Origin of the sequence: Glycomyces albidus, assembly GCF_009451885.1 — a bacterium.
In the GTDB taxonomy this organism is placed as follows: Bacteria; Actinomycetota; Actinomycetes; order Mycobacteriales; family Micromonosporaceae; genus Glycomyces; species Glycomyces albidus.
On sequence record NZ_WIAO01000046.1, the window covers coordinates 1 to 22,056 of the forward strand.

General features: G+C 70.7%; 20 protein-coding genes and 1 pseudogene. 7 read left to right on the forward strand and 14 right to left on the reverse strand.

What is annotated here, in order from left to right; all coding sequences use genetic code 11:
• Both GFD30_RS26445 and GFD30_RS23505 read left to right on the forward strand, forming a co-directional pair.
• A pseudogene (locus tag GFD30_RS26445) lies at positions 1-238 on the forward strand (hypothetical protein); the annotation flags it as partial.
• Between the two features lie 130 nt (positions 239-368).
• A complete protein-coding gene (locus GFD30_RS23505; RefSeq protein WP_153027595.1) occupies positions 369-626 on the forward strand; it encodes a hypothetical protein in 258 nt (85 codons plus the stop codon).
• Between the two features lie 171 nt (positions 627-797).
• Here the strand turns inward: GFD30_RS23505 and GFD30_RS23510 are convergent, their stop codons facing one another.
• The 6 genes from GFD30_RS23510 to GFD30_RS23535 form a co-directional block, all read right to left on the reverse strand.
• The gene (locus tag GFD30_RS23510; RefSeq protein WP_153027596.1) at positions 798-1,832 is read right to left on the reverse strand and encodes an arabinan endo-1,5-alpha-L-arabinosidase; all 1,035 of its coding nucleotides are present in this window, start codon (positions 1,830-1,832) and stop codon (positions 798-800) included.
• 304 nt (positions 1,833-2,136) lie between these two features.
• A complete protein-coding gene (locus GFD30_RS23515) occupies positions 2,137-5,199 on the reverse strand; it encodes a S8 family serine peptidase (protein WP_153027597.1) in 3,063 nt (1,020 codons plus the stop codon).
• A 232-nt stretch (positions 5,200-5,431) separates the two neighbouring features.
• Positions 5,432-6,034 (reverse strand): DUF1707 SHOCT-like domain-containing protein, encoded by a 603-nt coding sequence (locus GFD30_RS23520; RefSeq protein WP_153027598.1) that lies wholly within the window; start codon positions 6,032-6,034, stop codon positions 5,432-5,434.
• Positions 6,035-6,069: 35 nt separating this feature from the next.
• Positions 6,070-6,507 carry a hypothetical protein gene (locus GFD30_RS23525; protein WP_227996960.1) on the reverse strand — a complete coding sequence of 146 codons (438 nt, stop codon included), beginning with the start codon at positions 6,505-6,507 and terminating at the stop codon, positions 6,070-6,072.
• A 499-nt stretch (positions 6,508-7,006) separates the two neighbouring features.
• A complete protein-coding gene (locus tag GFD30_RS23530) occupies positions 7,007-7,852 on the reverse strand; it encodes a hypothetical protein (RefSeq protein ID WP_153027599.1) in 846 nt (281 codons plus the stop codon).
• A gap of 223 nt (positions 7,853-8,075) precedes the next feature.
• Positions 8,076-8,918, reverse strand: a complete 843-nt coding sequence (locus tag GFD30_RS23535) for a hypothetical protein (protein ID WP_153027600.1) — start codon at positions 8,916-8,918, stop codon at positions 8,076-8,078.
• Positions 8,919-9,235: 317 nt separating this feature from the next.
• Here GFD30_RS23535 and GFD30_RS23540 point away from each other — a divergent pair, with 317 nt between their 5' ends.
• A complete protein-coding gene (locus tag GFD30_RS23540; RefSeq protein ID WP_153027601.1) occupies positions 9,236-10,336 on the forward strand; it encodes a hypothetical protein in 1,101 nt (366 codons plus the stop codon).
• A 13-nt stretch (positions 10,337-10,349) separates the two neighbouring features.
• Here the strand turns inward: GFD30_RS23540 and GFD30_RS23545 are convergent, their stop codons facing one another.
• The 4 genes from GFD30_RS23545 to GFD30_RS23560 all read right to left on the reverse strand — a co-directional run bounded on the left by GFD30_RS23545 (position 10,350) and on the right by GFD30_RS23560 (position 14,405).
• Positions 10,350-11,225 carry a class I SAM-dependent methyltransferase gene (locus GFD30_RS23545; RefSeq protein ID WP_153027602.1) on the reverse strand — a complete coding sequence of 292 codons (876 nt, stop codon included), beginning with the start codon at positions 11,223-11,225 and terminating at the stop codon, positions 10,350-10,352.
• An 89-nt stretch (positions 11,226-11,314) separates the two neighbouring features.
• Entirely contained in the window at positions 11,315-12,022 is a 708-nt protein-coding gene (locus GFD30_RS23550; protein ID WP_153027603.1) for a sensor domain-containing protein, read from the reverse strand.
• A 1,060-nt stretch (positions 12,023-13,082) separates the two neighbouring features.
• Positions 13,083-13,817, reverse strand: coding sequence for a DUF7873 family protein (locus tag GFD30_RS23555; RefSeq protein WP_322633554.1), 735 nt, complete (start codon positions 13,815-13,817; stop codon positions 13,083-13,085).
• 66 nt (positions 13,818-13,883) lie between these two features.
• Positions 13,884-14,405: a hypothetical protein gene (locus tag GFD30_RS23560; protein ID WP_153027605.1), complete on the reverse strand. Its 522-nt coding sequence runs from the start codon at positions 14,403-14,405 to the stop codon at positions 13,884-13,886.
• A 190-nt stretch (positions 14,406-14,595) separates the two neighbouring features.
• Here GFD30_RS23560 and GFD30_RS23565 point away from each other — a divergent pair, with 190 nt between their 5' ends.
• A complete protein-coding gene (locus tag GFD30_RS23565) occupies positions 14,596-15,333 on the forward strand; it encodes a hypothetical protein (RefSeq protein WP_153027606.1) in 738 nt (245 codons plus the stop codon).
• A gap of 61 nt (positions 15,334-15,394) precedes the next feature.
• Here GFD30_RS23565 and GFD30_RS23570 read toward each other — a convergent pair whose 3' ends face one another.
• Positions 15,395-16,081 (reverse strand): GNAT family N-acetyltransferase, encoded by a 687-nt coding sequence (locus tag GFD30_RS23570; RefSeq protein ID WP_153027607.1) that lies wholly within the window; start codon positions 16,079-16,081, stop codon positions 15,395-15,397.
• Between the two features lie 237 nt (positions 16,082-16,318).
• Here GFD30_RS23570 and GFD30_RS23575 point away from each other — a divergent pair, with 237 nt between their 5' ends.
• Positions 16,319-17,242 (forward strand): NHL repeat-containing protein, encoded by a 924-nt coding sequence (locus GFD30_RS23575; protein ID WP_153027608.1) that lies wholly within the window; start codon positions 16,319-16,321, stop codon positions 17,240-17,242.
• Between the two features lie 177 nt (positions 17,243-17,419).
• A complete protein-coding gene (locus GFD30_RS23580) occupies positions 17,420-18,412 on the forward strand; it encodes a hypothetical protein (protein ID WP_153027609.1) in 993 nt (330 codons plus the stop codon).
• A gap of 107 nt (positions 18,413-18,519) precedes the next feature.
• Here GFD30_RS23580 and GFD30_RS23585 read toward each other — a convergent pair whose 3' ends face one another.
• Complete coding sequence (locus GFD30_RS23585; RefSeq protein WP_153027610.1) at positions 18,520-19,362, reverse strand: helix-turn-helix transcriptional regulator; 843 nt, start codon at positions 19,360-19,362, stop codon at positions 18,520-18,522.
• A gap of 147 nt (positions 19,363-19,509) precedes the next feature.
• On the opposite strand from GFD30_RS23585, the gene GFD30_RS23590 reads away from it, so the two are divergent.
• Entirely contained in the window at positions 19,510-20,289 is a 780-nt protein-coding gene (locus GFD30_RS23590) for an NAD(P)H-dependent oxidoreductase (RefSeq protein WP_153027611.1), read from the forward strand.
• Between the two features lie 71 nt (positions 20,290-20,360).
• Here the strand turns inward: GFD30_RS23590 and GFD30_RS27650 are convergent, their stop codons facing one another.
• Together GFD30_RS27650 and GFD30_RS23600 are read right to left on the reverse strand one after the other, a co-directional pair.
• Positions 20,361-21,521: a M23 family metallopeptidase gene (locus GFD30_RS27650; protein ID WP_265575463.1), complete on the reverse strand. Its 1,161-nt coding sequence runs from the start codon at positions 21,519-21,521 to the stop codon at positions 20,361-20,363.
• Positions 21,518-22,054 (reverse strand): hypothetical protein, encoded by a 537-nt coding sequence (locus GFD30_RS23600; protein ID WP_153027612.1) that lies wholly within the window; start codon positions 22,052-22,054, stop codon positions 21,518-21,520. Before GFD30_RS23600 ends, GFD30_RS27650 begins: the two co-directional genes overlap by 4 nt.
• Positions 22,055-22,056 lie beyond the last annotated feature (2 nt).

Sequence of the window (22,056 nt, forward strand, 5' to 3'; positions counted from 1 at the left end):
GTTCCCGGTCGGCGCGGCCTCGGCGACGGGCCTGGGCGCGGCCGGCAACACGGCCGCGGGCATGGGCGGCGCCGGCGGCGGCATGGGCATGGGCGGCATGATGGGCGGCGCCGGAGCCGGCGGCGCCCGCGGCATGGGCGGCGACACCGGAGCCGAAGGCGAGCACAAGGACTGGCTCGAGGAGGACGAGGAGATCTGGGGCATCATCCGCGATGCCGAAGAGGACCCGTACGCCTGACCGTGTCCTGGCGGGCCCGCGGTGTGCGCACCGCGGGCCCGATCGATTCGCGGGGACGGACGGATGACGGAGCTGTGACGGGCGGCGCGAGAGTCGGGGCCCCTGATCCCGAATCGAACGGAGCACCGCCGTGTCCATTCCGAACCCGCAGCAGCCGCACCAGCGCCCCGGCATGACCGAGGAGGAGCGGTCGCGGCACCGCACCCTCATCCTCGCCGGAGCCGCGCTGCTCATCGGGCCGATCCTCGTCGGCATGCTGCTCAGCGCAGCGCAGGCCCCGCTCGACCCGAAGTTCACGGCGCCGGTGTTCGGGGCGCTCATGGTCGCCGGCGCCGGCGCGCTCGGCCAGGCGATGCGCCTCAAGCGCGACGCCGGGCGCCGCGGCTGACAGCGGCCGGGTGCCGCGGATCCACCAGCGCGGCACCCGGTTCCCGTTCAGCCCCTTCCGGAACCCGCCGGGAGCCGTACGGCCGTGGACCCGTCAGGGGTCGTGCTTCCGGCGCTGGACGCCATCCGCGCCTGCGTCCCGGTCTGACGGGTCCCGGCTGCGCGTCCGGTCCTAGACGCCGTCGAGGACCGGCCAGCCGCCCTTCCACTGGATCTCCTCGATGCCCAGATCGAAGTGACCGTCCTCGTGGTACGAGTGGTAGGCCATGAGCCCGTTGTGGATCGACTGGCCGCCGGTCGCCACGTAGTCGCCGTGGGCGCCGAGGACGAGCGTGCCGCCGCCCTCGGTGAGCGCGACGCCGCTGCGGTCCGTGAACGGCCCGGTCGGGGAGGTCGAGCGGCCGACGCGGATGTTGTACGTCGAGTCAGCCCCGGCGCAGCAGACGTCCCACGAGGTGAAGAGGTAGTAGTAGCGGCCGTGCTTCACGAGCGCGGGCGCCTCGATGCCGGCGCCGCCGCGGCCGGCGACGTGGACCGGGTCGGCCCCGCTCGCCGCCTTCCCCGAGGGCCAGTCGAGCTCGAGCATGTAGATGCCGCTCCACCAGGAGCCGAAAGCCATGTAGCGGTCGCCGCCGGCCTGGAGCACCGTCGGGTCGATCGCGTTGTACGGGTCGCCCGGGTTCGACTCCCAGACCAGGCCCTGGTCGACCCACTCGTAGTCGGGGTCGGACGGGTCGAGGGTGGTGTTGGTCGCCAGGCCGATGACCGAGCGCTGGTTCCCGAAGGTGGAGGCCGAGTAGTAGAGGTAGAAATCGCCGTCGTCCTCGACGATCTCGGGCGCCCAGAGGTTGTCGACCCCGGGGACCGCCTCGGTCAGCCACGCGGGCTTGACGTCCCACACCGTGTCCACGTAGGCCCAGGTGGCGCCGTCGTCGGTGGAGGTGCGGACGGTGATGTTGCCGTCCCCGAGCGGGCCCCAGCCGGTGGCGAACACGTACCAGGGCTCGCCGTCCTCGCAGGGGGCGTACAGGCCGGGGTCGTGGGCTCCGAGGTCGCCGCCGATCGCGCCGGGCGCTTCGGCGTCGCAGGACCGCCCGCCGTGGCCGTCGCCGCCGCGCCCGGGATCGGCGAGCGCCGGCGATCCGGCGATGAGCACGGCGGCGCTCGTCACCGCCGCGGCGAGGAGTGGTATGCGCTTTCTTGTCATTGCGGCCCAACCTTGTCATGAATTGAGGAATTGAGACGACTCGATGTTAACGGGAACACGTGGTGCGGTCAAACACCCGGCCCCTGCACCCGAATCCGCGTCCGCCACGCGGGAACCCACCGCCACGGGCAAACGCGCAGTCCAGCCCGCCGCGGTCAGAACGTGCAGCCGAGCAGGCCGCAGCGGAAAGGCCGCAGCCGAACCGCCGAGTCGAACCCGCGCAGTCGACACCCCCGGCACGCGAACAGGGCGCCCGCCGCGGATGCGGCGGACGCCCCGTCCGAACCCTCAGGCGCTAACGCCCTCAGGTCGCGATGCTCACGTCGGTCCTGCCGATCACCTCGCCGTCCGAGGTGTACCCCAGGAACCCGAAGTAGCGCGAGTCCGCTTCCAGACCCGACCACGACAGCGACAGCGAGTACTCGCCCGCGGTCGTGACCGCCTGCTCGGCCGGGGACACGGCGAGGTTCTCCGCGTCCGCGTTCGGGACCACCCACGAGTGCAGGCGCGACTCGAGCGGACCCGGACCCGCGAAGTAGTCCACGAAGACCACGAACGTGTGGCCGCCCGGAAGCGTCACCGTCTCGTTCGAACCGCCCGCCGCCGAGTAGCCGACGAACGTCAACGTGTCGCCGGTCTTCTCGTAGACGAACAGGTCGAGGTCCGTCGCAGGCGCGTAGTCGTCGTCGAAGGTCGCGAACCGCACCTCCGCCGCATCGGCCGGCGTCGTGAACTCGTGCGAGACCACATGCGCGTTCTCGACCGGGGCGTCGGTCGGGAACGACCAGCCCGCCGGGGCCGGCCCGGCGATGGTCTCGGCCGCGACCTCCGAGGCCGTCAGGCCCGTGACCGCGACACCGAGCGTCCCGTCGAAGCCCGACGTGCCCGAGAGCTCCCCGGAACCCGAAGTGCCCGCGAACGTCACCGACTCGGCCGCCGACAGCTGCGACGCCTCCAGCACGATCGGCGAGAACACCTCGTGCACCGTGCGGCCGTTCTTCTTCTCCACCCACGTGATGCCGCCGAACGACCACTCGCCGAACGCCGCATCCGTGCGGGTGAACGTCAGCGTGTACGACGCCGACTCGCCCGGCCGCAGCGTCAGGCTCGACTTGTCGATCGCCACGTCGAAGCCCGCCGGGGCCTCGATCTCGGCCTTGTAGGTCGACTTCTTGTCCGACACGTTCGTGACCGTCCGGGTCACCTCGTACACGCCGGTCAGGTCCGCGACCGTGATCGACGGGTAGTTCAGCTGCGACGGCTCGATCGAACCGAAGATGTCGCAGGTCGACTGGATCTTGTACGCCTCATCGGTACCGCAGACGAACTGCACCCAGTCGGTCACGTCCGAGTCGTACACCAGGCCCGGATCGAACATGTCCGCGCCGTCCACGTGGCCGGCGCCGAAGTCGAACGGCGTCGCGTCCGCACCGCCGCGCTGGATCGGGTTCCCGTCCTGGTCGGTCTGGTACGACGTCGTCATCATGGCCGACTTGATCGCCATCGGCGACCAGTCCGGGTGCGCCGACACCATCAGCGCCGCCAGGCCCGCGACGTGCGGGCTCGCCATCGACGTGCCCTGCGCGGTCGCGAAGTCGTTGCCCGCGTGGTTGTCAGGGGTGATACCCGCCAGGACCTCGACGCCGGGCGCCGTGATGTCCGGCTTGAGCAGGTCCTGACCCGACGCGAGCCCCGGACCGTTCGACGAGAACGCCGCCATCACCGGCGCGTTCTGGTCCTCCAGCTCAGCGGTCTCGACCTCCACCTCGGGGTCGCTCTGCGACGCGATCCACTCGGCCAGCTCCTGACCGTCCGCATAGGACACGTGCAGTACCGGGACCGCCTGCGAGGTCACGACGTTCGCCGGACCGCGCTCGAACTGGTCGACCACGATCATGGCGACGCCGCCCGCCGCGAAGACGCGGTTCGCGTTGTCGGTGAACGTGTTCCCCCGCACGCAGACGATCGCGTACCCCTCGGTCTTCGCGGGGTCCAGCGTGTCGGCGTTGCAGGTCGCCGCGGCGGCCGGGTCGGCGTCGTCGAAGGCGGCGTCCACCGCCAGCTTCACGGGCCACTCGGCCTCGCCGACGAGACCCGCGACCTCGATCTCCGTGCGACCGAACTCCAGCTCGGTGCGGAAGGTCTGGTCGTGCGACGACGCCGCGACGGTCGTCGTCCACGGCTCCTGGTGGTCGACCGTCGAGGTCGGACCGTCGTTGCCGGCGCTGGCGGCGACGAACACGCCGGCCTGCGCGGCGGCGCGGAACGCCCACGCGGTCGAGTCGAGGAACTCGGGGGTGCCGGTCGAGCCGATCGAGAAGTTGATGACGTCGACGCCGTCGCGCACCGCGTCCTCGATGGCCTTGTTGATGTCGGCCGAGGCGCAGCCGCCCCAGCAGACCTTGTAGGCCGCGACGCGGGCGGCCGGGGCCATGCCGGAGAACGTGCCGATCTTCTCGCCGTCGACGACGACCTTGGTCTTGTAGTTGCCCGCGGCGGTCGTCGCGGTGTGGGTGCCGTGGCCGTCCTCGTCGCGCGGGGAGGCGTAGCCGTCGGCGGCCATGCCGCGCGAGTCGTAGTACCGGGCGCCGATGAGCTTGTTGTTGCACTCGATGTTGCCGGCCGGGTCCTCGTCGACGCCGGTGACGCACTCGCCGTTCCACTTGGCGTCGATGATGTCCTGGTCGCGCGGGTCGGACAGCGGCGCCAGGGCCGGGTTCTCGGGCCAGATGCCGGTGTCCAGGACGCCGACGATCACGCCTTCACCGGCGCGCTTGGGGGAGCCGAACTCCTCCTCCCAGGCGCCGTCGCCGCCCGAGAGGTCCATGAAGCCGGTGGTGTCGACCGCGCCGGTCGGCTGGTAGATCACGTCCGGGACGACCGACAGGACCTCGTCGCTGGCGGCGAGCTCCCGGGCCTCCTCGCCGGTGAGCTCCGCGGCGAATCCGTTCAGGACGGTGTCGTACTCGACCAGGGGCTCGACCCCGAAGTCGGCGATGACGTCGGCGCGCTCCTCGGCGAGGAAGTCGCCGTACTCCTCGACCGCGGCGGCTTCGAAGTCGATCGTCTCGCCCGCGTCGGGCGTGGTCGCGTCGAGTCCGGAGACGCCGCCGTCATAGGTGGCGATGGGGTCGGCGGCCAGCTGGACGATGTAGTAGCCGTCCTCGTACTCGATGGGGCCGGGGGCCTCCTTGAAGTACTGCGCGGCGATCTCGGGCAGGGACGACTCGGCCGCGGCCGGACCGGCCGCGGCCGTGGTGAGCGCGGCGACCGCCAGTGGGACGACGGCTGCCGCGGCTGCGGCTCTGGTTCCTGCTCTCGCGCGCCGCGGATCGCGGCGCGCTGTGTCTAGGGACGGAGATCCCATGCGATGAGCTCCTCTCAAGGGGGTGCGCACCGCGAGGGTGACTGGGGTCCTCCAGGGCAAGGTCACTTGCCGTGGTCGCGGCGCACGGAAAAGAGCCTATTGCGAGGAACGTTCGGTTGTAAACCCTCGTCGGAGCAGATCGAGGCGATCCGGCATGACTGTTATGGCGCCGTTACATTGGACGTTTCAGCGGCCGTCCATTCAGTGAATTCCACGTTTCCGCGGGAGCGGTCTACCAGCGCCACCAGAGGAATCGCCGCTCGTGGCGGAACGTCACGGAACTCGCCTTGGCCTTGCCCGAGAAGGTGAAGCGGATGCCCGTCCCTCCCTTGTAGGGGGCGTGATTCGAGACCGAACTCGCCATGACGTCCGTGTTGTCGTCCGTCGCAAAGGCGTTCTTCGGAAGGACCACTTCGAGCGAGGACGCGACGAGGTTGAGGTCGACGTCGATGGTGCCGGAGCGGATCACCGCGTGGCGGCAGTCGAGCTTCACGGAGCTCGCCTTGGCGTCGATGACCAGCTTCGGCGGGACCACCCAGTCGCCCTTGCGCTCCAGGTGCGACGCCTTCGGGGCGAGGCGCATCTCGGCGGGCGCGCCGGGCGGCGTCGCGGGGGCCGCGGCGGCGGGCGGGACGGCCAGCGCGCCGGTGGGCTCGGGGAGGTCGGCGAGGAGGTGCTCGACTTCGGCGTAGGTGCGGGCCTCGTACGCCTTCCCTGAGCGCTCGGCGAACTCGTGGAGGTCGAGGCGGCCTTCTTCGGTGGCGGCGTGGAGGCGGGCGATGACGGCCTCGCGCTCGGCGTTCGACATGCGCAGGTTCGGGTCGGGCCGGTTCATGCGCTCGGGGTCTCTTCAAGCGGTGCCATGGCTTCTCATCTTCTCGTCGGGCCGGGGTCGAGCCGCCGCGGCCGTCGCACCAGCCCGCCGTTGCACCATTCGTGGTAGTCGAACAGGTCCGGCTGGCGGATGAGCGCTCGGGTGTTGGCTGCCCATAGTCCAACATACTGGTCCCGCGACTCGGACGCCTTCTCGAGGAGGCGGTCGAGGTGCTTGCGCGGGTGGACGCGGAACTTGGTGCGGACGGCGTCGGCGGCGTAGATGTAGAGGACGTGCAGTGCGAACGACCGCTTCGGGCAGGTCGCGTCGCCCGCGAGGTCCAGCCAGGTGTCGACGAGCTCGTCGGTGGCGAGGGTGAGGTCCCACTGGCGCCCTTCGGGGGCCGTCGAGTACGGGTCGAGCGCCCACTCGGTGATTTCCTGCGGCGTGGGCTCCGCCGGGCGCGCGAACCCGCTGAAGGTCCCTCCAGCCACGTGCGCTCCCCGTTTCCCTTCGAACAATGCTCGCACCCGATCCTAGCCCGCCCGCGCCCGCGCGCCGGTCCTCGTTTTCAACCCATGGACGGCGCCGGTCCGCCCCGGGTCGAAATCACCCCCCGGGGGCCTCCCCCCCCCCGCCCCCACCCCACCCGCCCTCGCCCGCCTTGGCGGCGGCCGCGACCACCCTCCGCCCCTTTGCGGCTCCGCTGCCCGCGGTCCCCGTGCCCTGCTCACCCTCGTTCTGCGGGCTCACCCGCCGCTCTGAGCGCTCATCCCCTTGCCGTTGCGGCCTCGCTCGCGTCCTCGTCCCCGGGCCGCCTCCGGCGCCCTGATCGCGGGCCCTCTCCGTCGGGGCATTCAGCTCCGCTGCGGGACCTTGTTCCCCGGTTCCGCTCTGCGGTGCTCCTTTCCTCTGGTTCGAAAAGCCTGCTTCGATGGTCGGTGCCGGCGGAGTGGGCGGCGCCTTCCCCTCCCGCCGCGGTGCTCTCGCGCGTTATTGCTTCAGTGCCGTCGACACCGCCTCGATGCGTGCGTTGATGTCGTGGAGTTCGTGGGCGCTGGGGTCCCATCCCTTCTCGAGCAGGAGGTCGCGGAGTCTGGTCAGCCACGGCCGCGGGTGTTCCATCACATCCGAGGCGGTCAGGACTTCTACCTCCCAGCCGAGGGTCTGGAGCAGGTGGTGGCGGCGCCGGACGCCGGTCTCCGCCGTGAGGCCGAGGTGGGTGGCCATCCCGTCGTATTCGACGCCGATCCGCCACCGCTCCCAGCCGAGGTCGAGGTGGCGCGACCTGCCGTTCGGTGCGCGCACGCGGAGCTGGGGGACCGGCGCCGGCAGGCCCGCGTCGCCGATGAGGCAGCGGGTCCAGGACTCCATCGGCGATTCGGAGCGAGGGTCCGCGGCCAGGAGGGCGGCGTTCGCGCGGCGCAGCCGCTCGCCGTGCAGCGGCTCGAGGGCGTCCGCGAGGCGGTGGGCATCGACGCCGGCGCGCAGGATCTGGTCGGCGGCAGCGACCGCTTCGAGCCGCGGCAGATCGGCGGCGCAGTCGACCAGGGTGCGCGCGAGGGTGGTCACCGGGAGTCCGTCGACCACCGTGATGTCCGCCAGCGGCGGGTCGGAGGAGCTCTCGACCGGCCATTCGCGCTGGTCGGCTCCCGGTGGGAGGACGTCGAAGCCGTGGATCCAGGCCGCGGTGCGGCCCGTGGCGACCTGGCTGAAGTCGGATTCGAAGACCGTCTCGAAGCGCAGGAGCAGGTCTTCGCCGGGGTCGGGCAGGCGGCTCTCGGTGAACGGATCGGTCAAGGTCGCCGTAGCGGTGCGGTACATCGGTGTCTGCGTCATATACCAACAGTCGCCGATCGGCCACTCAGTGTCGAGAACTTCTTTTCGGCCTGTGGATAACTCGTCGGGAGATCGCGAATCCGCAGATGAAGCGGTGCCGTCCGACCAGGTGCCGACGCATGCGCCGGTGTCCCGGAATCCGACCGGCCCGCGGCGGCAGAACACAGCGCGGGGCGGCCCCCATCGGGAGCCGCCCCGCGTGATGTTCCGGTTCGCTAGCGCGTCAGTACTCGACGTCGCAGAGCTTCCAGGCGCCGTCTTCCTCGACCGCGGTGAAGGTGTAGCCGGAAGAGAGGTCGTCCTCGGAGTCCGGCGGCAGGTCGTCGAGGGTCCAGCCGGCCCAGACCTTGGTCTCGCCGTTCTCCTCCTTCGACATGCTCCACAGGAGGAACCCGTAGTCGCCGCCGTCGTACTCGAGCTCCCATTCGACGTCGAACTCCATGTTGTCGCTCGGGCTCGCGCACACGACCGACTGGAGCGCCGCGTCGTCGTCCGTGTCGGACGCGAGGCGGTAAGTGAGGGCCGCGCCCTCAGGGGTGTTCGCGTCGAACGACTCGGAGCTGACCGGCGTGCCCCACCCTTCGAGGGTGGCGCCGGAGTCGCCCCCGTCGGTGCTCTCCTCCTCGGTCGGTTCGGTCGAGGGCTCCTCGGACGGGGCGGGCTCCTCGGATTCGCTGGTGCTCGTGTCGTCGCCCTCGCCCGCCTGCGGGTCCTCGTCGTCCTCGGTCAGCGTCGGGATGAGGAGGACCGCCGCGACGCCGAGGACGACGACGAGGCCGACCACGACCGCGAGGATCACGCCGAGGTTGCCGCCCTGCTTGGCCGGCGGGATCGGCGGCGGCAGCACCGAGCCGGGCGCCGTCGGGTACGGGCCCGGCTGGACGCCCATGGGCGGGCCGGGCTGCGAGTACTGGGGCGGCGGCTGCGAGTAACCGGGCTGCTGCTGGTAGTAGTTCGTGGGAGGCGGAGGCGTGTTGTATCCCTGCGCGTAGGGGTCGCTGGGCTGCTGCGGCTCGGGTTGCAGCTGATACTGCGGGTTCTCGCCGCCGGGGGGCGGATACGTCATAGCTCTAACACGCCTCGTCTTCTCAGGGGCTGGGGCCGGACACGGGGGATGGGTTCCACCGGGTGCTTCCGATCGTACAGGCACGGGGCGACGATGTGGCACCCGCGAATGCGCAGGTCCAGGCGTCGATTCGGTGACGGCGCCGCCGAAGCCGCCCCCGGCGCCCGTCGCACACCCTGTGCGATCGCGGTTCGCATTGGAGGACTACGCTTTATGCCCCGGCCCTCTGCATCCGGGCCCGTGCCCTGGGCCCCGCGCGGCGCCGTACCGAGAAGTTCAGGCAGCAAAGATCACCGCTTCTACCCGAGGTTCAACGTATGGCGAACACCGATGCAATGGGGCTCTGGACGCTCAGGTTCTCCTCCGTCCTCGCCCCCGTCTCCGTAGTGGAGCTCCTCGAGATCAACCGGTTCTGGGGGTACGGGCTCCTCGGCCCGGCCATCGCCGCCACTTGGGCGACGAGCGTGTGGCAGCGCCGGCGCCAGCTCGCCCGCGTCGGACCCGTCGAGGCGCCCGGCCCCGAGGCCCGCCAGGGGTTCTGGGACGCCCGGTCCGAAGCTCCCGCCGCGGGCGGCCACGCCGAGCGCCGCGACCGCGCCATGACCAATCTCGTCGCGTCCATCAAGGACGAGACGCTCGACTCGGATCTGCGCATCCAGCTCATCCAGGACCTCGTCGACCTCGGCGGCGAGGACATGGCGCTGCGCCTCGCGCCCGTCGCCGTCTCCTCCGAAGTGGACGTGGAGGTGCGGCTCGAGGCCGCCGAGCACATGGGCCGCTTCAGCCTCGGCGACGCCACCGAGGCCCTCGAAGCGATCGCCACCGACCCCGGCGTCGGCGACAAGCACCGCCTCGACGCGGCCTGCGCCCTCGCCGACGGCGCCGCCCGGCAGGCCGCGATCGCGCTCATGCAGCTCGTCACCGACGACGGCGTCAGCGAGTACGTGCGGCACTCGGCCGCGAACGCGCTGCGCCGCGTCAACCGGCCCGCCGCGGCGATGGCGCTGCGGCACCTGGCGAACGCGCCGCTCGTCACCTCCCGGCTGCGGATCATCTGCGCCGAGCAGCTCGCCGACGACAACCTCGAGGACGCCCGCGACGCGCTCTGGCGGATCGTGAAGGGCGTCGAGGCGGTCATGGACCACCATCTCGGCATCGACGCGGCCGAGGCGATGCACGGGATCGACCCGGAGGCCGGCATCGAGGCGTACTCGGTGCTCGCGGTCGACTCCTGCTTCCACTGGTACGGGCGGATCGAGGCCGCGTACCGGCTCGGGCGGCTCGGCGTCGGCGACGGGTTCGACCTGCTCAGCGACTTCGCGTGCGCGGAAGGCGTGGACGACGTGTACGGGCTGGCCGCGCTCGACCGGCTGTTCCAGTTGGAGATCGAGTCGGGGACGCTCGACGCCGAGGAGTGACCCGCGCCGGCGCTCAGCCGGGTTTGACGGCCGTGTAGACCGTGTCGACGCCGATCTGGTGGAGGTCGCGGCGGTGACCGAGCCAGTCGGGGCCGTCCCGGTCGAGCAGGCGCGCCCACGCGTCGCGGTCCTCGTCGGTCAGGTACCGGTCGAACCAGCCGACCTTGGTGGTCAGGGCCGCGATCGCGCGCTCGAGATCGGCGCCTTCGAGCGGCGCCGGCTGCTCGACGAGCTCGTTCACGGTCCGCACCCCGGTGAGCCCGGCCCGTTCGAGCGCGAGGTTCCACCCGTAGGAGAGGGGCGTGCCGCCGTGCTCGGCGAGTTCGTCGGCGAGGCGACGCGTGCCGGCCTCGATGAGCCGCAGCTCCAGGCCGGGCCTGCCGACGCCCAGGTTCGCGGGCAGGTACTGGGCCGCCAGGCCGCCTTCGCCGATGGCGAGCCGCCCGCCCGGCGCCAGCAGCTCGGCCAGGTTGCCGAGGGCCGCTTGAGGATCGGCGGCATGGTGGATGACGTGCCCCGCCCACAGGAAGTCGGCCGGGCCGCCGACCGCGGCGGCGAGCGCCTCGGGGTCGTCGACCGACGCGAGGGCGGTCGCCATCGGGGTCCCGCGTTCGGCGGCGAGCTCCTGGACGAGTTCGAGCATCGCCGGTTCGGCGTCGACGGCGGTCACCCGGATGCCCGGGACGGTCTCGGCGAGCGCGAACGCCATGCTCGCGGCCCCGCACCCGATGTCGGCGGCCACGCGTGCGCCCGGGTCGGCCAGGGCCGCGGCGAGGCGGCGGTACCTGCCGGTCTCGGCGTCGGCGCGATCGCGGAACCGGGGCGCGGCCTCGGCGAAGTCGAACGCCGCCTGCTCGCCGCTGCCGTGGTGGTGTGCGTGGCCTCCCATGCGGGCCAACCTATCACCGGTCCAGAGCGCCGCCCGGGCGTACGCCGAAGGGCGGCCGCGCGACGCGACCGCCCCTTCGGAACCGCGGTTCAGGCCGCGGACAGGCGCTCCTGGACGCGGGTGACCTCGGCGTCGGCGGCCGCGGAGCGGACCGGGCCGTGCGGGCGGTCCGCTTCCGTCAGCGAAGCGAGCAGGCCGCGGGAGAGCCCGGCCTGGGTCAGTGCGAAGCCGCGCAGCACCAGCGGGAGCAGCAGGGCCATGACCAGGCCGCCGAGGACCGCGAGCGCGGAGACGGCGAGGTACGAGTCGCCCCAGCCGAGCCAGCGGGTGGCGTACTCGAGGCCGTCGCCGTCGCCCGAGGCGCGGCGGATCGCCCAGGCGTACAGGGGATAGACCAGGGACGCGACCGTGGCCGCCCACCAGGACAGGGCCACCGCGAAGCCCGCGATGGCGAGCGGGAAGTTGACCAGGCCCCACAGGAGGTTCAGCCACGACTGGCCGTCGGTGAGCGGGGTCAGGAACCGGCGCAGCGCCGACGCGCCCTCGGGGGCGCGTCGGTAGCGTGGCTGGACCACGGGGCCGCCGAGCACCGATTCGAGCTGGAACCGGCCCGCGGCGGCCAGGCCCCGCATGGCGAGCAGTGTCGCGGCCAGGATCGGGACGCCGACCCAGACGACGGCGGTGCCGATGCCGGCCGAGAAGCCGGCGACGGTGATCACGAAGGCCGGCAGGGCGATGGGAAACGCGGAGAGCAGGTACGCCGAGTCGGCGCCGAGCTGCTTGAAGATCTTGTTCATGTCTTCAATCCTCGGCCGCAGAGGGCGCTCGTTCGAGCCTGCGAGCAGGCATTTCACTGGTAGGGACAGCCTTACCCGGCGGTTCCGGCCTGCCCCGGCCCCGGAGCGCGAACGCGCCCGGGGGCGGGATCATGAGTCGGTCGCTGGTCGGGTCGGTCGTCGGCGGTCAGTATCGTTCGCCGCGCCCGGTCAACCGCGATATGTCCACCATGGACTCCCGGGTTCGCGCGGCAGCGGTATGGTCCGCCGCATGAGCTCGGCGTCGAGCGGAGCCAGGAGGTGTCGCAATTCGCGGGCCGACCGCTTCGGCAGCCGGTGGAGTGCCAGCTCCAGTGTCTCGCGGCCCGGTTGCGGTGGGCAGTTTTCGCAGCAGTCGCCGATCCTCGCGCCTCCGGTGCGGAGTCGTTTCGAAGGAAGGTGGACGGTGCGCTTCCATCTCAGGAACGCGTCGGCGATATCGCCGGGGATGAATCCGGCGTCGGCCAGTTCGAGCCGTACCACCGCGGCTGCAGGGCGCCCGAGGCGCCGGGGATTCTGGGGGTGGGGCGCCTTCTCCACTCCCGGGGGAGACGGCGGTCCCGCGGTGCGCGCACTCGCGCGGGCGGCCTACGCGGCATCGCCCTTTCTGTTGTCGTCCATGCCGACCATTATGTCGGGCCCGCGCCGGGAGAGGTGCGGCCCGGGTCGTTGACCTCGACACCGGGCCGCCATGTGCCACATAGTCGCCGCTGCGTACCTTGCCGGTAGCCGTTGAGGCTGCTGCTAGCATCGCGCTCTACCATTGAACTACCGCCGCATGTGGTGCGGCGGGGAGGATTCGAACCTCCAACTTCGATGACCTATAGAGCTACTCGCGGTACCGCGCGGCGTGGCGAATGCTGAAGCTGGAGCGAGAGTCTCAGTTTTGGCGGAGAACGTGTGCCCATCGGCTGCGGGGCTAAATTCCGCAGGGGACTCGTATCCCCAAGTGTTCCCGCCGTCTACTCGGACTGAATCTCAGTTTCAGCGTTGTTCGGCGCTTGCGCGCCAACCCCTGTCGCTCAACAGGGGGGTCTGTGTCCTACTCGCCGAGCAGGTATCCGAAGATCCTCGCGCCCATCTGCTCGTCGACGACCTCGGTCCCGTTGGCCTCCTCACGCGCGAACTTCACCGCGATCAGCAGCTTCTCCAACCGGTCCGAGAGCTGCGCGACGCGCTTGGCGGGAGCCGAACCCGAGAACTTCACCGTCGTCCAGTAGCCGACCGGGATGTCCTCGTAGTAGACCTCGACCTGCGCCGGGTGCTCCTCGGTCGCCTCGGCCTTCACGTGGTTGCGCGGGACCTTCTTCGTGCGGACCGTCCGCACCGGGTCGGTCGCGTAGCAGTCCGCGGCCTCGTTGAACGTCCACGACTCGGCCGCGTCCAGCACCGGGAGGGACTTCACGAACGCCTGGAGCTCCCCGAGCTGCTTCTCGAGGAACAGCAGGTAGGTGACGGGGACGTCGGCGGCCAGGGCCTCGCCGTCGACCGTGATGTCGGCGGTCGCGATCGCGTTGGTGCGATCCTTGGTGGCGGTGACGTCGAACAGGCGCGTCATCGCCGCGGAGACCTCGCGAAGCTGCTCCTCGACCCGCCGCTGCACCTTCGTCGACTCGGGCGGCAGCTGCTCGCCCTCCTCGTCCTTCGGCTGGTAGGTCCGGGAGATGCCCGACAGCAGCGGCGCCTTGCCGAGCTCGCGTCCGGCGTCGCCGAGCGCGCGGGCGGCCTTCGCCTTGACGCTCTTCTCGATCGCGATGATCTGGTTCAACTTGGTCACGGAGCAACCCTCACTTTCGGGGCCCACCATAGAGTGTCCCCGCCACTGCGGGCGACGCACCGTCCCTCAGCGGTCGCACCACCGCGCCGAGCGCGCCGAACCGAGGAAGCACAGGATCAGGATCGACAGGATGATCCCCGTGCAGTCGAACTGGAACGAGACCGACCGCCCGGGCTCGACGGGCACCATCGCCGAGAACAGCAGCACCTGCGCAATGACCTGGTAGCCGATGCTCACGCCCTCCAACGCCAGCGCGCCGGTGCGCGCCGAGGCGCTCCGCCGCATGATGCGCACCGCGAACAGGCCGCGCAGCGCCGCGAACAGGGCCGTCTGCACGAGCGTCACCAGCAGCACCAGCGGGATCCAGTCCGCCAGGCCCGGGACCGCCTCCGCGAACAGCTCCCGGCGGAACACCAGGACGAACGCCGAACCGAGCCCGCTGAACAGGCCGAGGCCGAAGAGGATCCACATCAGGACCACCGCGGCCGTCGTCAGGCCCGGCCGCCGCGGCGGCCCGGGAGGCCACGGCGCGGCCGGGTAGTACGGCTGCGGATAGGGGTACACGGGGTACTGCGGGGGGTCGGCCAACGATCGGCCCTCCAAGCGGTGGGGATGTTACTACCGAGTGTAAGTGCGGAGCGGGCGCGGCGGGGTCCCGGAAAAACCGGGCGGAGCGGTGCCGAGCGGTTTTCGGCGCACTGGTTTCGGGGTACTAGGGTGGTCGCGGGCCGCACGGCGGGCGACGCCGGCGGCACCCGCGGTAGGACGGAGACTCGACATGATCATGCGGCTGGCCCAGTCGCTCGGATACGAGGTCGTCGAGGTCGACGACGGTGACGGAACCCTGGCCGTGGGAGGGCACGACGGCGCCAGCGCCCTCAGGGTCGGGTGGCGGCCGCTGATCGTCGAGGGGTACACCGGCTCCGGGTCGATCGACCGGTTCGCGATCCGCACCCGCGACGCCCGCCACCGCGAAAGCCTGCGCGGCATGCGCGAACGGCTCCGCGGGGACGACCGCGACGACGACCCCGTCGAGTTGGCCGAACCGATCCTCAAGCTCCTCCAGCCCGGCGCGTACGGGGTCCGGCGCTGGCCGGACGCGAACGTGCACATCGAGCCGTTCGGGGAGAACCGCTCCGCCTGGTGGTACCCGTACGAGCCGATCGGCACCGAGGGGACGGCGGTGATCCCCACCGACAGCTGGCCGCCGCCGAACGACGCCACGGTCGGGATGTACGCCGATGCGATCAGTCGCGGCGACCGGCCGCTCTCGGTCCTGCTGCGCTCCGAACCGCCCGGCGACGAGCAGGACTGCGCCGCGTTCCTCATCGACGGCCACCACAAGCTCGCGGCGTACCGCCGCACCGGCGTCGCCCCCCACTTCCTCGACATCGCCCACCTCGCCGACCGGCGGCCCTGCGAACCGGACGATCTGCGCGACGTCATCGACGGCGACGGGCAGCTCGAGCAGTCCGCGGCGAACCTGATGCGGTACCTCGAGCGCGGTCGGCGCTGAACCGCTCGCCGAGCGCGTAGCAGCGCACGGCCCGTTCCGCTTCCAATGCCGGACGGCGCGTTCAGCTCCCGGGCCGCCAATGCCCCATCGGCACGCCGCCGGGGCGGTCGAGCGCCGCGAACAGCGCCGCCGTCTCCTCGTCCCGGGCGATGGTTCCCTCCGCCTCCTCGAGGTACTCCTCCAAGAAGGTCCGCAGGGCACCGCCGTCGACCGCTTCGCCGCGAGTGAGCTGCGGCGCGGCATGCAGGACCAGCAGGAGCATGCCGTGAACGCGCGCCCCGGGGCCGCCGATCCCCGGCTGGAAGTAGGGGACGTCCAGGACCTTCGCGCCCGCGGCCTCGTAGAACGCGAGCCGCCGGCGCGGGTCGCCGTGCGCCTCGTCGGCCGGTGCGTCCGGGTCCTCGATCTCGGCGAGGACCAGGCACGGGTCCCGGCGCGCCGCCCACGACCGGACGGCCTCCCGCAGCAGCCGTCCCCCGATCCCGCCGCCCCGCGCGGCGGGTCCGACCGCGAGGTAGGTGAGCAGTTGGACGCGTGCGGCCGCGGACCACTCCCCGAACGCGGCCGCCACCGGCCCACCCGCCTCGTCGACCACCGCGAACAGGCTCGCCGACCCGGCGTGCAGCGCCCGGGCGAGCGCGGCTTCACTCTCGAGCTCCTCGGGCGGGAATGAAGGCGCGAACAGCTCCCGGTACACCGCCGTGAACAGCGCATCCGGGCTCGTGCACTCCACGGTCCTCAACCCCATGCCGACCCCCTCCGGAACGCCAGTGTTCCACCCGGACCGGCCCGCAGGGCCGAAACGGCCGCACGATCGTTCCCTGACCTGCGTCGTTGCCGAAACTGGTTCCGCCGCAAGGAAACCCGACCCGGTCGAACGTCGACGCGGTGCGCTAAGTCCGGTCTGTTCGCTATTGACCTAGAGTGCGCTCTAGCTCCTAGCATGGAGGGGACTTCGACCCCGAACCGTGAAGGAGCGCATACGATGCGCGCGACCGTCGAACCGCACCACGTCCAACCTGCCAGGGCGACGACGCCCGGCCGAGCACGTCGCCTCCTCCTCGTTCCCGCCACCGCGACCCTCCTGACAGCGGCCGCCTGCTCCGCCGACGGCTCGGACGCCGAACCGGGCCTTGACCCCGCGCCGTCGGACGACGGATCCGTGGCGAGCATCCCGCAAGAGCCCGGCGAAGCGGTCTGGGAGGGCATGGAGTCGCCGGTCGGCATGGCCTTCGACGCCGACGGCACCTTCTACATCGCCAACTGGTCGGGCGGCACCATCGAGCGGATCACCGCGGAAGGTGAACGGAGCACCTTCGCGCGCGACCTGAACGGCCCGTCGGGCCTCGCGGTCTCAGGCGACGGCGTCGTCTACGCCGCCTCGTACAGCGGCGACGTGGTGTGGCGGTTCAGCGAGGACGGCGAACCCGAGGTGTTCGTCGAAGGGCTGGCCACCCCCGCCGGGCTCTCGTTCAACGCCGCCGGCGAACTGCTCATCGCCAACCGGCAGACCGACGAGATCCTCGCCGCCGACGCCGACGGGAACACCCGCGTGGTCGCCACCGGCCTGCAGACCCCGGTCGGGGCCGTCGAACTCGACAACGGCGACCTCATGGTCTCCAACATCGACGGCGGCGTCTCGCACGTCCCCGCAGGCGAGACCGAAGCCGTCCACGTCAACACCGAACTCGCCAGCCCCGGCCCCGGCATCGCCCCCGCCGGAGGGAACGCGGTCTACGTCGTCGACTACGGCGGCTCGACCGTCGACATGATCGAACCCGACGGCACCCGCACCACCATCGCCGACGGCTTCTCCAGCCCCACCGGCATCACCCTCGCCCCCGACGGTCGCCTCGCCGTCTGCGACTGGAGCACCAACTCCGTCTACTTCATCGACGCCGTCCACTAGCGCGAACAGCCTGGCGCGCAGACCGCGACGACGCCCTGCGCGTCAGGCGCCCGGACGAATCCCGAGATGCAGACCCGCCATCCGCCGCCCGGGCGACAACGGAAGACCGGCTCGTCCCGGGCACGCCTTTGTGCTTCGGGTTGAGGCGGATGGCCCCGGTCCCATAGGGTTGAGGGCATGGGAAGACTGTTCCGGCGAGTCGCTCGCAGCGCGCGGAGTCGAGCATCTGCGAAGCGCGGCAGCGCGTCGGTGGTCCGGGACGCCTCCGGCAAGCGGTACAAGGTCACGGCCGTCGACGACGTCGAGGAATCGAAGTACGCCGACCCGCCCCGCAAGTGGGGCCGCGTGGGAGTCCTCGCCGGCGGCTGGGCGATCGTCCTCGCCCTGGGCGCCTGGGTCGCCCCCGGCATCGCCGCGAGCGGCAACGAGGAGAACCAGGACCCGAGAGACGAGCCGGCGACCGACGCCGAAGGAGCGGCGCTCCGCTACCTGCGATACGGCTCGACTCAGGATCTCGAGCGCGCAGCGAGTGCACTGTGTGAAGATGCATCGCCCGAGCTCACGCCTGAGGATCTCGACGAGATCCGCCAGTCATACGCCGCTGAGCTTGGCGGAGTCACCGACGTTGATCTGGAAGTCGGCGATCCGGTGCCGACTTCCGACGGAATCGCCCTGGCCGGAACGGTTTACTACATCGCTGAGGGATCGCAGCGCTCCGAATACTTCCTTGTGACGGTGCAGGAGTCCGACGGAACCTATTGCGTTTCCGATGCGGTCCGACCGGAGGAAGAAGAACCTAGCTCCAGTGGCACCAGCGGACCGACGATCGACCCGCAAGAACTGGCTACTGAGTTCATGCGGGCGATCGTTGTGGATCGCAGTCCGCAGACCGCAGCCGCCGACCAGTGCGACACGTTCGAGGGCATAACTCCAGAGGAGTTGCACGCGGCGATCGATGAATGGGCCTCGACGAACGGCGACACCACTGCTTTCCTGAACGGCATCGAGCCCTCCGACGCGAGCGAAGGCTCAACCACCGCCTTTGCAGCCGAGGTCTCGCTGAGAGGCGAAGTGATTCAGGAGGACTTCACATTTCAGGTTGGAGTGCAGGGCGATTGCGTTGCATCACTGGAAGGAGGCGATGAACTGATGGGTGCGGCGAGCGACTAGATATCCATACAAGTCCAAGCGACAGTAGTTGGTGACAGACAATCGGCACCCGTCACCGTGAGGCCTGAATTGGTCGGCGCGCCGCGGTGGGGCGACGCGCCGACTTCTCAACTCTGGCATAGGGGCCCGACATGTGCTTCACCCGTATCGGCGCTCAAGCCCGCGAGCAGGCGAAGCCCGTCCTCGGCCGGACTGCCCGGGGCTGGGGAGAGCACCAGCAGCTCCAAGCTCGACTCGTCCGGCAGCGCGAAGTTCTCCTGGTGCAGCTCAAGCAATCCGACCAGCGGGTGCCGGTACACCTTGCGGCCGTGGGTGCGGGCGCGCACGTCAGCGCGCGCCCAGAGGCGGCGGAACCGCTCGCTGCCCATCGCCAGCTCGCCGATGAGCGAGGCCAGACCGGGATCATCGGGGTACTTGCCGGCAGCCAGGCGCAGGTGCCCCACCACGTCGAGCGTGCACTGCTCCCACTCCGCGTACAGACCGCGCTCGGCCTCGTCGAGGAACAGGTGCCGGGCGGTGTTCATCTTCGACGGCGGCCGCCCGAAGAGCAGCCCGGCGAGGCGGTTCCCCGCGAGCACGTCCAAGCGGTGGTCCATGATCAGCGCAGGTGCGTCGACGATCAGGTCGAGGACCCTCAGCACCTCCGGACGGACCCGCCCGACCGGTGCCTTCGCACGGCGCCGCCGCTGACGGGCGAGCCGGTAGAGGTGCCCGAGTTCGGTCTCGTCGAGACTGAGGACGCGGGCGAGCGCGTCCAGGACCTGCTCGGACGGCTGGGTCGCACGTCCCTGCTCCAGGCGCACGTAGTAGTCGACGCTGACGCCGGACAGGTGCGCGACCTCCTCGCGGCGCAGCCCTTCGACCCGGCGGCGCCTGTCGGCGGGAATGCCGACCGACGCCGGATCGACCCGGGAACGCCTGGTCCGCAGGTAACTCGCGAGATCGTCCATTCCCCAAGTATGGTCCCGTCGGCGCCGGTGAACGTGGTACTGCCGTTACCAGGAAGTCCCGTCCTACGGAAGAAGCGCCCCTGAACGCCGGCCGCCGCGGCGCCCAGACTCGAGGCACCAGAACGAAGCAGTGCCGAAGGAGTTCATATGAAGACGCTGATCGTATACGCCCACCCGGAGCCGAAGTCGCTCAACGGCTCGCTCAAGGATCTCGCCGTGTCCACCTTGGAGGCCGCCGGCCACGAGGTGCTCGTGAGCGACCTGTACGCAATGAAATGGAAGGCGGTCGTGGACGCCGCGGACTACGGCCCCCACGCGTCGAGCCCGCTGAAGGTCGCCCTCGATTCGGGCCGGGCCTTCGACTCCGGGACGCTCACACCGGACGTCCTCGCCGAGCAGGAGAAGCTGCTGTGGGCCGACACGATCATCTTCCAGTTCCCGCTGTGGTGGTACGCGCTGCCAGCGATCCTCAAAGGCTGGGTGGACCGGGTGTTCACCTACCACTTCGGCTACGGCGTCGGCGAGCACAGCGACACCAAGTACGGCGAGCGCTTCGGCGAGGGCACCCTCGCCGGCCGGAGGGCGCTGCTCTCGGTGACCGCAGGCGGCCCGGAGTCGCACTACGCCGCTCGCGGGATCAACGGCCCCATCGACGACCTGCTGTTCCCGATCCAGCACGGCATCCTCTACTACCCGGGCATCGAGGTCCTGCCGCCGTTCGTGCTGTACGGCACCGACCGGATGACCGACGAGGACTACGCGGACGTCGCCAAGGCATGGGAGCAGCGCCTGCTCACCCTTGAATCGACCGAGCCGATCCCGTTCCGGCGGCAGAACTTCGGCGACTACGAGATCCCGTCGCTGCACCTGAAGGAAGGACTGGAGCCTGAGGGCCGAACGGGATTCGGATTGCACACGAGCGGTTGAGCGCTCACGCGCAGCGGCCGGTGGACGCTCACCGGGACCGGCGATCGGCCGGACCGGTGAGCGTCACTGGCTCATCCGAGCGGGGCGCCCATCTGCTGCATGAACGCGACCGGGTCCACCGCGCCCGCGGGGCTGCGGTCGCCGTTGAGGTGGGTCTCGTAGTGCAGGTGCGGACCGCTGGAGCGGCCGGACGAGCCCACGTAGCCGAGGATCTGACCCGCCTGGACCACGTCGCCTTCCTTCACCAGCGGCGCGGACCCGAAGTGGCAGTACCGCGTCAGGTAGTCGCCGGCGTGGAGGATGTTGACGTACCAGCCGCAGCCGGCGACCTCGGGGGAGCCGTCGACGTCGCACGAGTACGGCGCCCCGTAGAGGCTGGCGTTGCACTCGGAGGTGATGACCGTGCCGCTGGAGGCCGCCACGACCGTCGCGCCGCGAGGCGCGCCGATGTCGACGCCGTTGTGCGTCGGACGCTCCGGCGTCTGGAAGCCTGACCACACCGGGCCCTCGACCGGGATCATCCAGCCCGCGGCCGACAGCTCACCGGGCTGCGCGCACGTGCCCAGCTCCGTGCTCACCGCGGACACGTTCGCGCCGCCGCCGGTCAACGTGTTCACGATCTCGGTGGCGAGCGGCTCGTGCTTCGCGTAGGCATCGGGGAACGCCGAGATCTGCACGCTCTGCGCGGCGACCGTCAGAGGGAGCGTCTCCCAGTCGTCGACCTTCACGAGCTTCTCGTAGAACTTCGTGGAGGCGTACACAGGGTCGGTGACCTGGTCCGGTGTCCCCCAGCCGGTCGAGGGGCGCTGCTGGAACAAGCCCAGCGAGTCGTGGTCGTTGGCATCGCCCAAGTGGCCGTGGTTCGTCAGGCCCGACTCCTGCATCGCGGTCGCCACCGCGATCACCCAGCCCCGGACCGGCACTTCGAGGTCCTGACCGACCGCGATGATGATGGCCGCGTTCCCGATCTGCTCGGAGTCGTACGGCCCGATCTCGGGGAACTCGGCGTTCGGATCGACGGTGACGTTCGTGCCGCAGCCGGCGAGGACCACGTTGCCGTCCTCGCCGTTCGACTGGTCGGACAGCAGCTGCACGATCGACACCACCGCGCCCAGGCAGCACACGCTGATCACGGTGAGCGTCCACATGAGCGGCCGGAGCCGCTTCCGGGCGCGGGGCGGCACGGCGTCGTCGACGCGTTCTGCGGAGTCCTCCCTGCTGACGATGCTCATGACTGCTCCCAGTCGATCGCCGAGACGAGCCAGCCGTGCTCGGTTGAGGGGTCGGCGCCTTCGACCATGGTGAGGATCAGCGTCCCGGTGTCCATCGGGACACTGACCTTGAAGCCCTCAGCGGTCGCCTCGCCGGCGATCTCCTCTGCGGGGACGGTGTCCGGATCCACGCCTTCCATCGCTTGAGCGGTCTCTTCGGTCAGGAAGGGACTGATCGCATCGTGCCAGCTTTGCGCCTGGTAGCCGTCGGGGTTCAACCAGACCTCGGCGAACTCGACCGCCCGGTCGATAGCCTCCTGCGGGAGCTCTTCAGCGGCGTAGCAGTCGTCGCCCTCGCACTCCTCGGTGGCGAATCCGTCATCGGCGGTCAACGCCTCGGAGGTGGCGTCGCTGATCGAGTCGTCCAGCCCCTCGGTCCCGTTGAGCGGGGTCTCCTGACGCCGGTTGGCGAGGGCGATCACTCCGAGCACCAGAACCAGGATGATGACGACGATCCCATAGCGGGAGAAGATGATCCGGAGGGCGCGGTTCATCC

What these genes read in the sequence shown, in the direction of transcription:
- GFD30_RS23565 (WP_153027606.1), top strand. Translation starts at nt 14,596, where the DNA reads ATGATCATGCGGCTGGCCCAGTCGCTCGGATACGAGGTCGTCGAGGTC.
- GFD30_RS23590 (WP_153027611.1), top strand. Translation starts at nt 19,510, where the DNA reads ATGAAGACGCTGATCGTATACGCCCACCCGGAGCCGAAGTCGCTCAAC.
- GFD30_RS23520 (WP_153027598.1), bottom strand. Translation starts at nt 6,034, where the DNA reads ATGAACCGGCCCGACCCGAACCTGCGCATGTCGAACGCCGAGCGCGAG.
- GFD30_RS27650 (WP_265575463.1), bottom strand. Translation starts at nt 21,521, where the DNA reads ATGAGCATCGTCAGCAGGGAGGACTCCGCAGAACGCGTCGACGACGCC.
- GFD30_RS23570 (WP_153027607.1), bottom strand. Translation starts at nt 16,081, where the DNA reads ATGGGGTTGAGGACCGTGGAGTGCACGAGCCCGGATGCGCTGTTCACG.
- GFD30_RS23535 (WP_153027600.1), bottom strand. Translation starts at nt 8,918, where the DNA reads ATGACGTATCCGCCCCCCGGCGGCGAGAACCCGCAGTATCAGCTGCAA.
- GFD30_RS23510 (WP_153027596.1), bottom strand. Translation starts at nt 1,832, where the DNA reads ATGACAAGAAAGCGCATACCACTCCTCGCCGCGGCGGTGACGAGCGCC.
- GFD30_RS23550 (WP_153027603.1), bottom strand. Translation starts at nt 12,022, where the DNA reads ATGAACAAGATCTTCAAGCAGCTCGGCGCCGACTCGGCGTACCTGCTC.
- GFD30_RS23540 (WP_153027601.1), top strand. Translation starts at nt 9,236, where the DNA reads ATGGCGAACACCGATGCAATGGGGCTCTGGACGCTCAGGTTCTCCTCC.
- GFD30_RS23600 (WP_153027612.1), bottom strand. Translation starts at nt 22,054, where the DNA reads ATGAACCGCGCCCTCCGGATCATCTTCTCCCGCTATGGGATCGTCGTC.
- GFD30_RS23515 (WP_153027597.1), bottom strand. Translation starts at nt 5,199, where the DNA reads ATGGGATCTCCGTCCCTAGACACAGCGCGCCGCGATCCGCGGCGCGCG.
- GFD30_RS23580 (WP_153027609.1), top strand. Translation starts at nt 17,420, where the DNA reads ATGGGAAGACTGTTCCGGCGAGTCGCTCGCAGCGCGCGGAGTCGAGCA.
- GFD30_RS23545 (WP_153027602.1), bottom strand. Translation starts at nt 11,225, where the DNA reads ATGGGAGGCCACGCACACCACCACGGCAGCGGCGAGCAGGCGGCGTTC.
- GFD30_RS23575 (WP_153027608.1), top strand. Translation starts at nt 16,319, where the DNA reads ATGCGCGCGACCGTCGAACCGCACCACGTCCAACCTGCCAGGGCGACG.
- GFD30_RS23530 (WP_153027599.1), bottom strand. Translation starts at nt 7,852, where the DNA reads ATGACGCAGACACCGATGTACCGCACCGCTACGGCGACCTTGACCGAT.
- GFD30_RS23585 (WP_153027610.1), bottom strand. Translation starts at nt 19,362, where the DNA reads ATGGACGATCTCGCGAGTTACCTGCGGACCAGGCGTTCCCGGGTCGAT.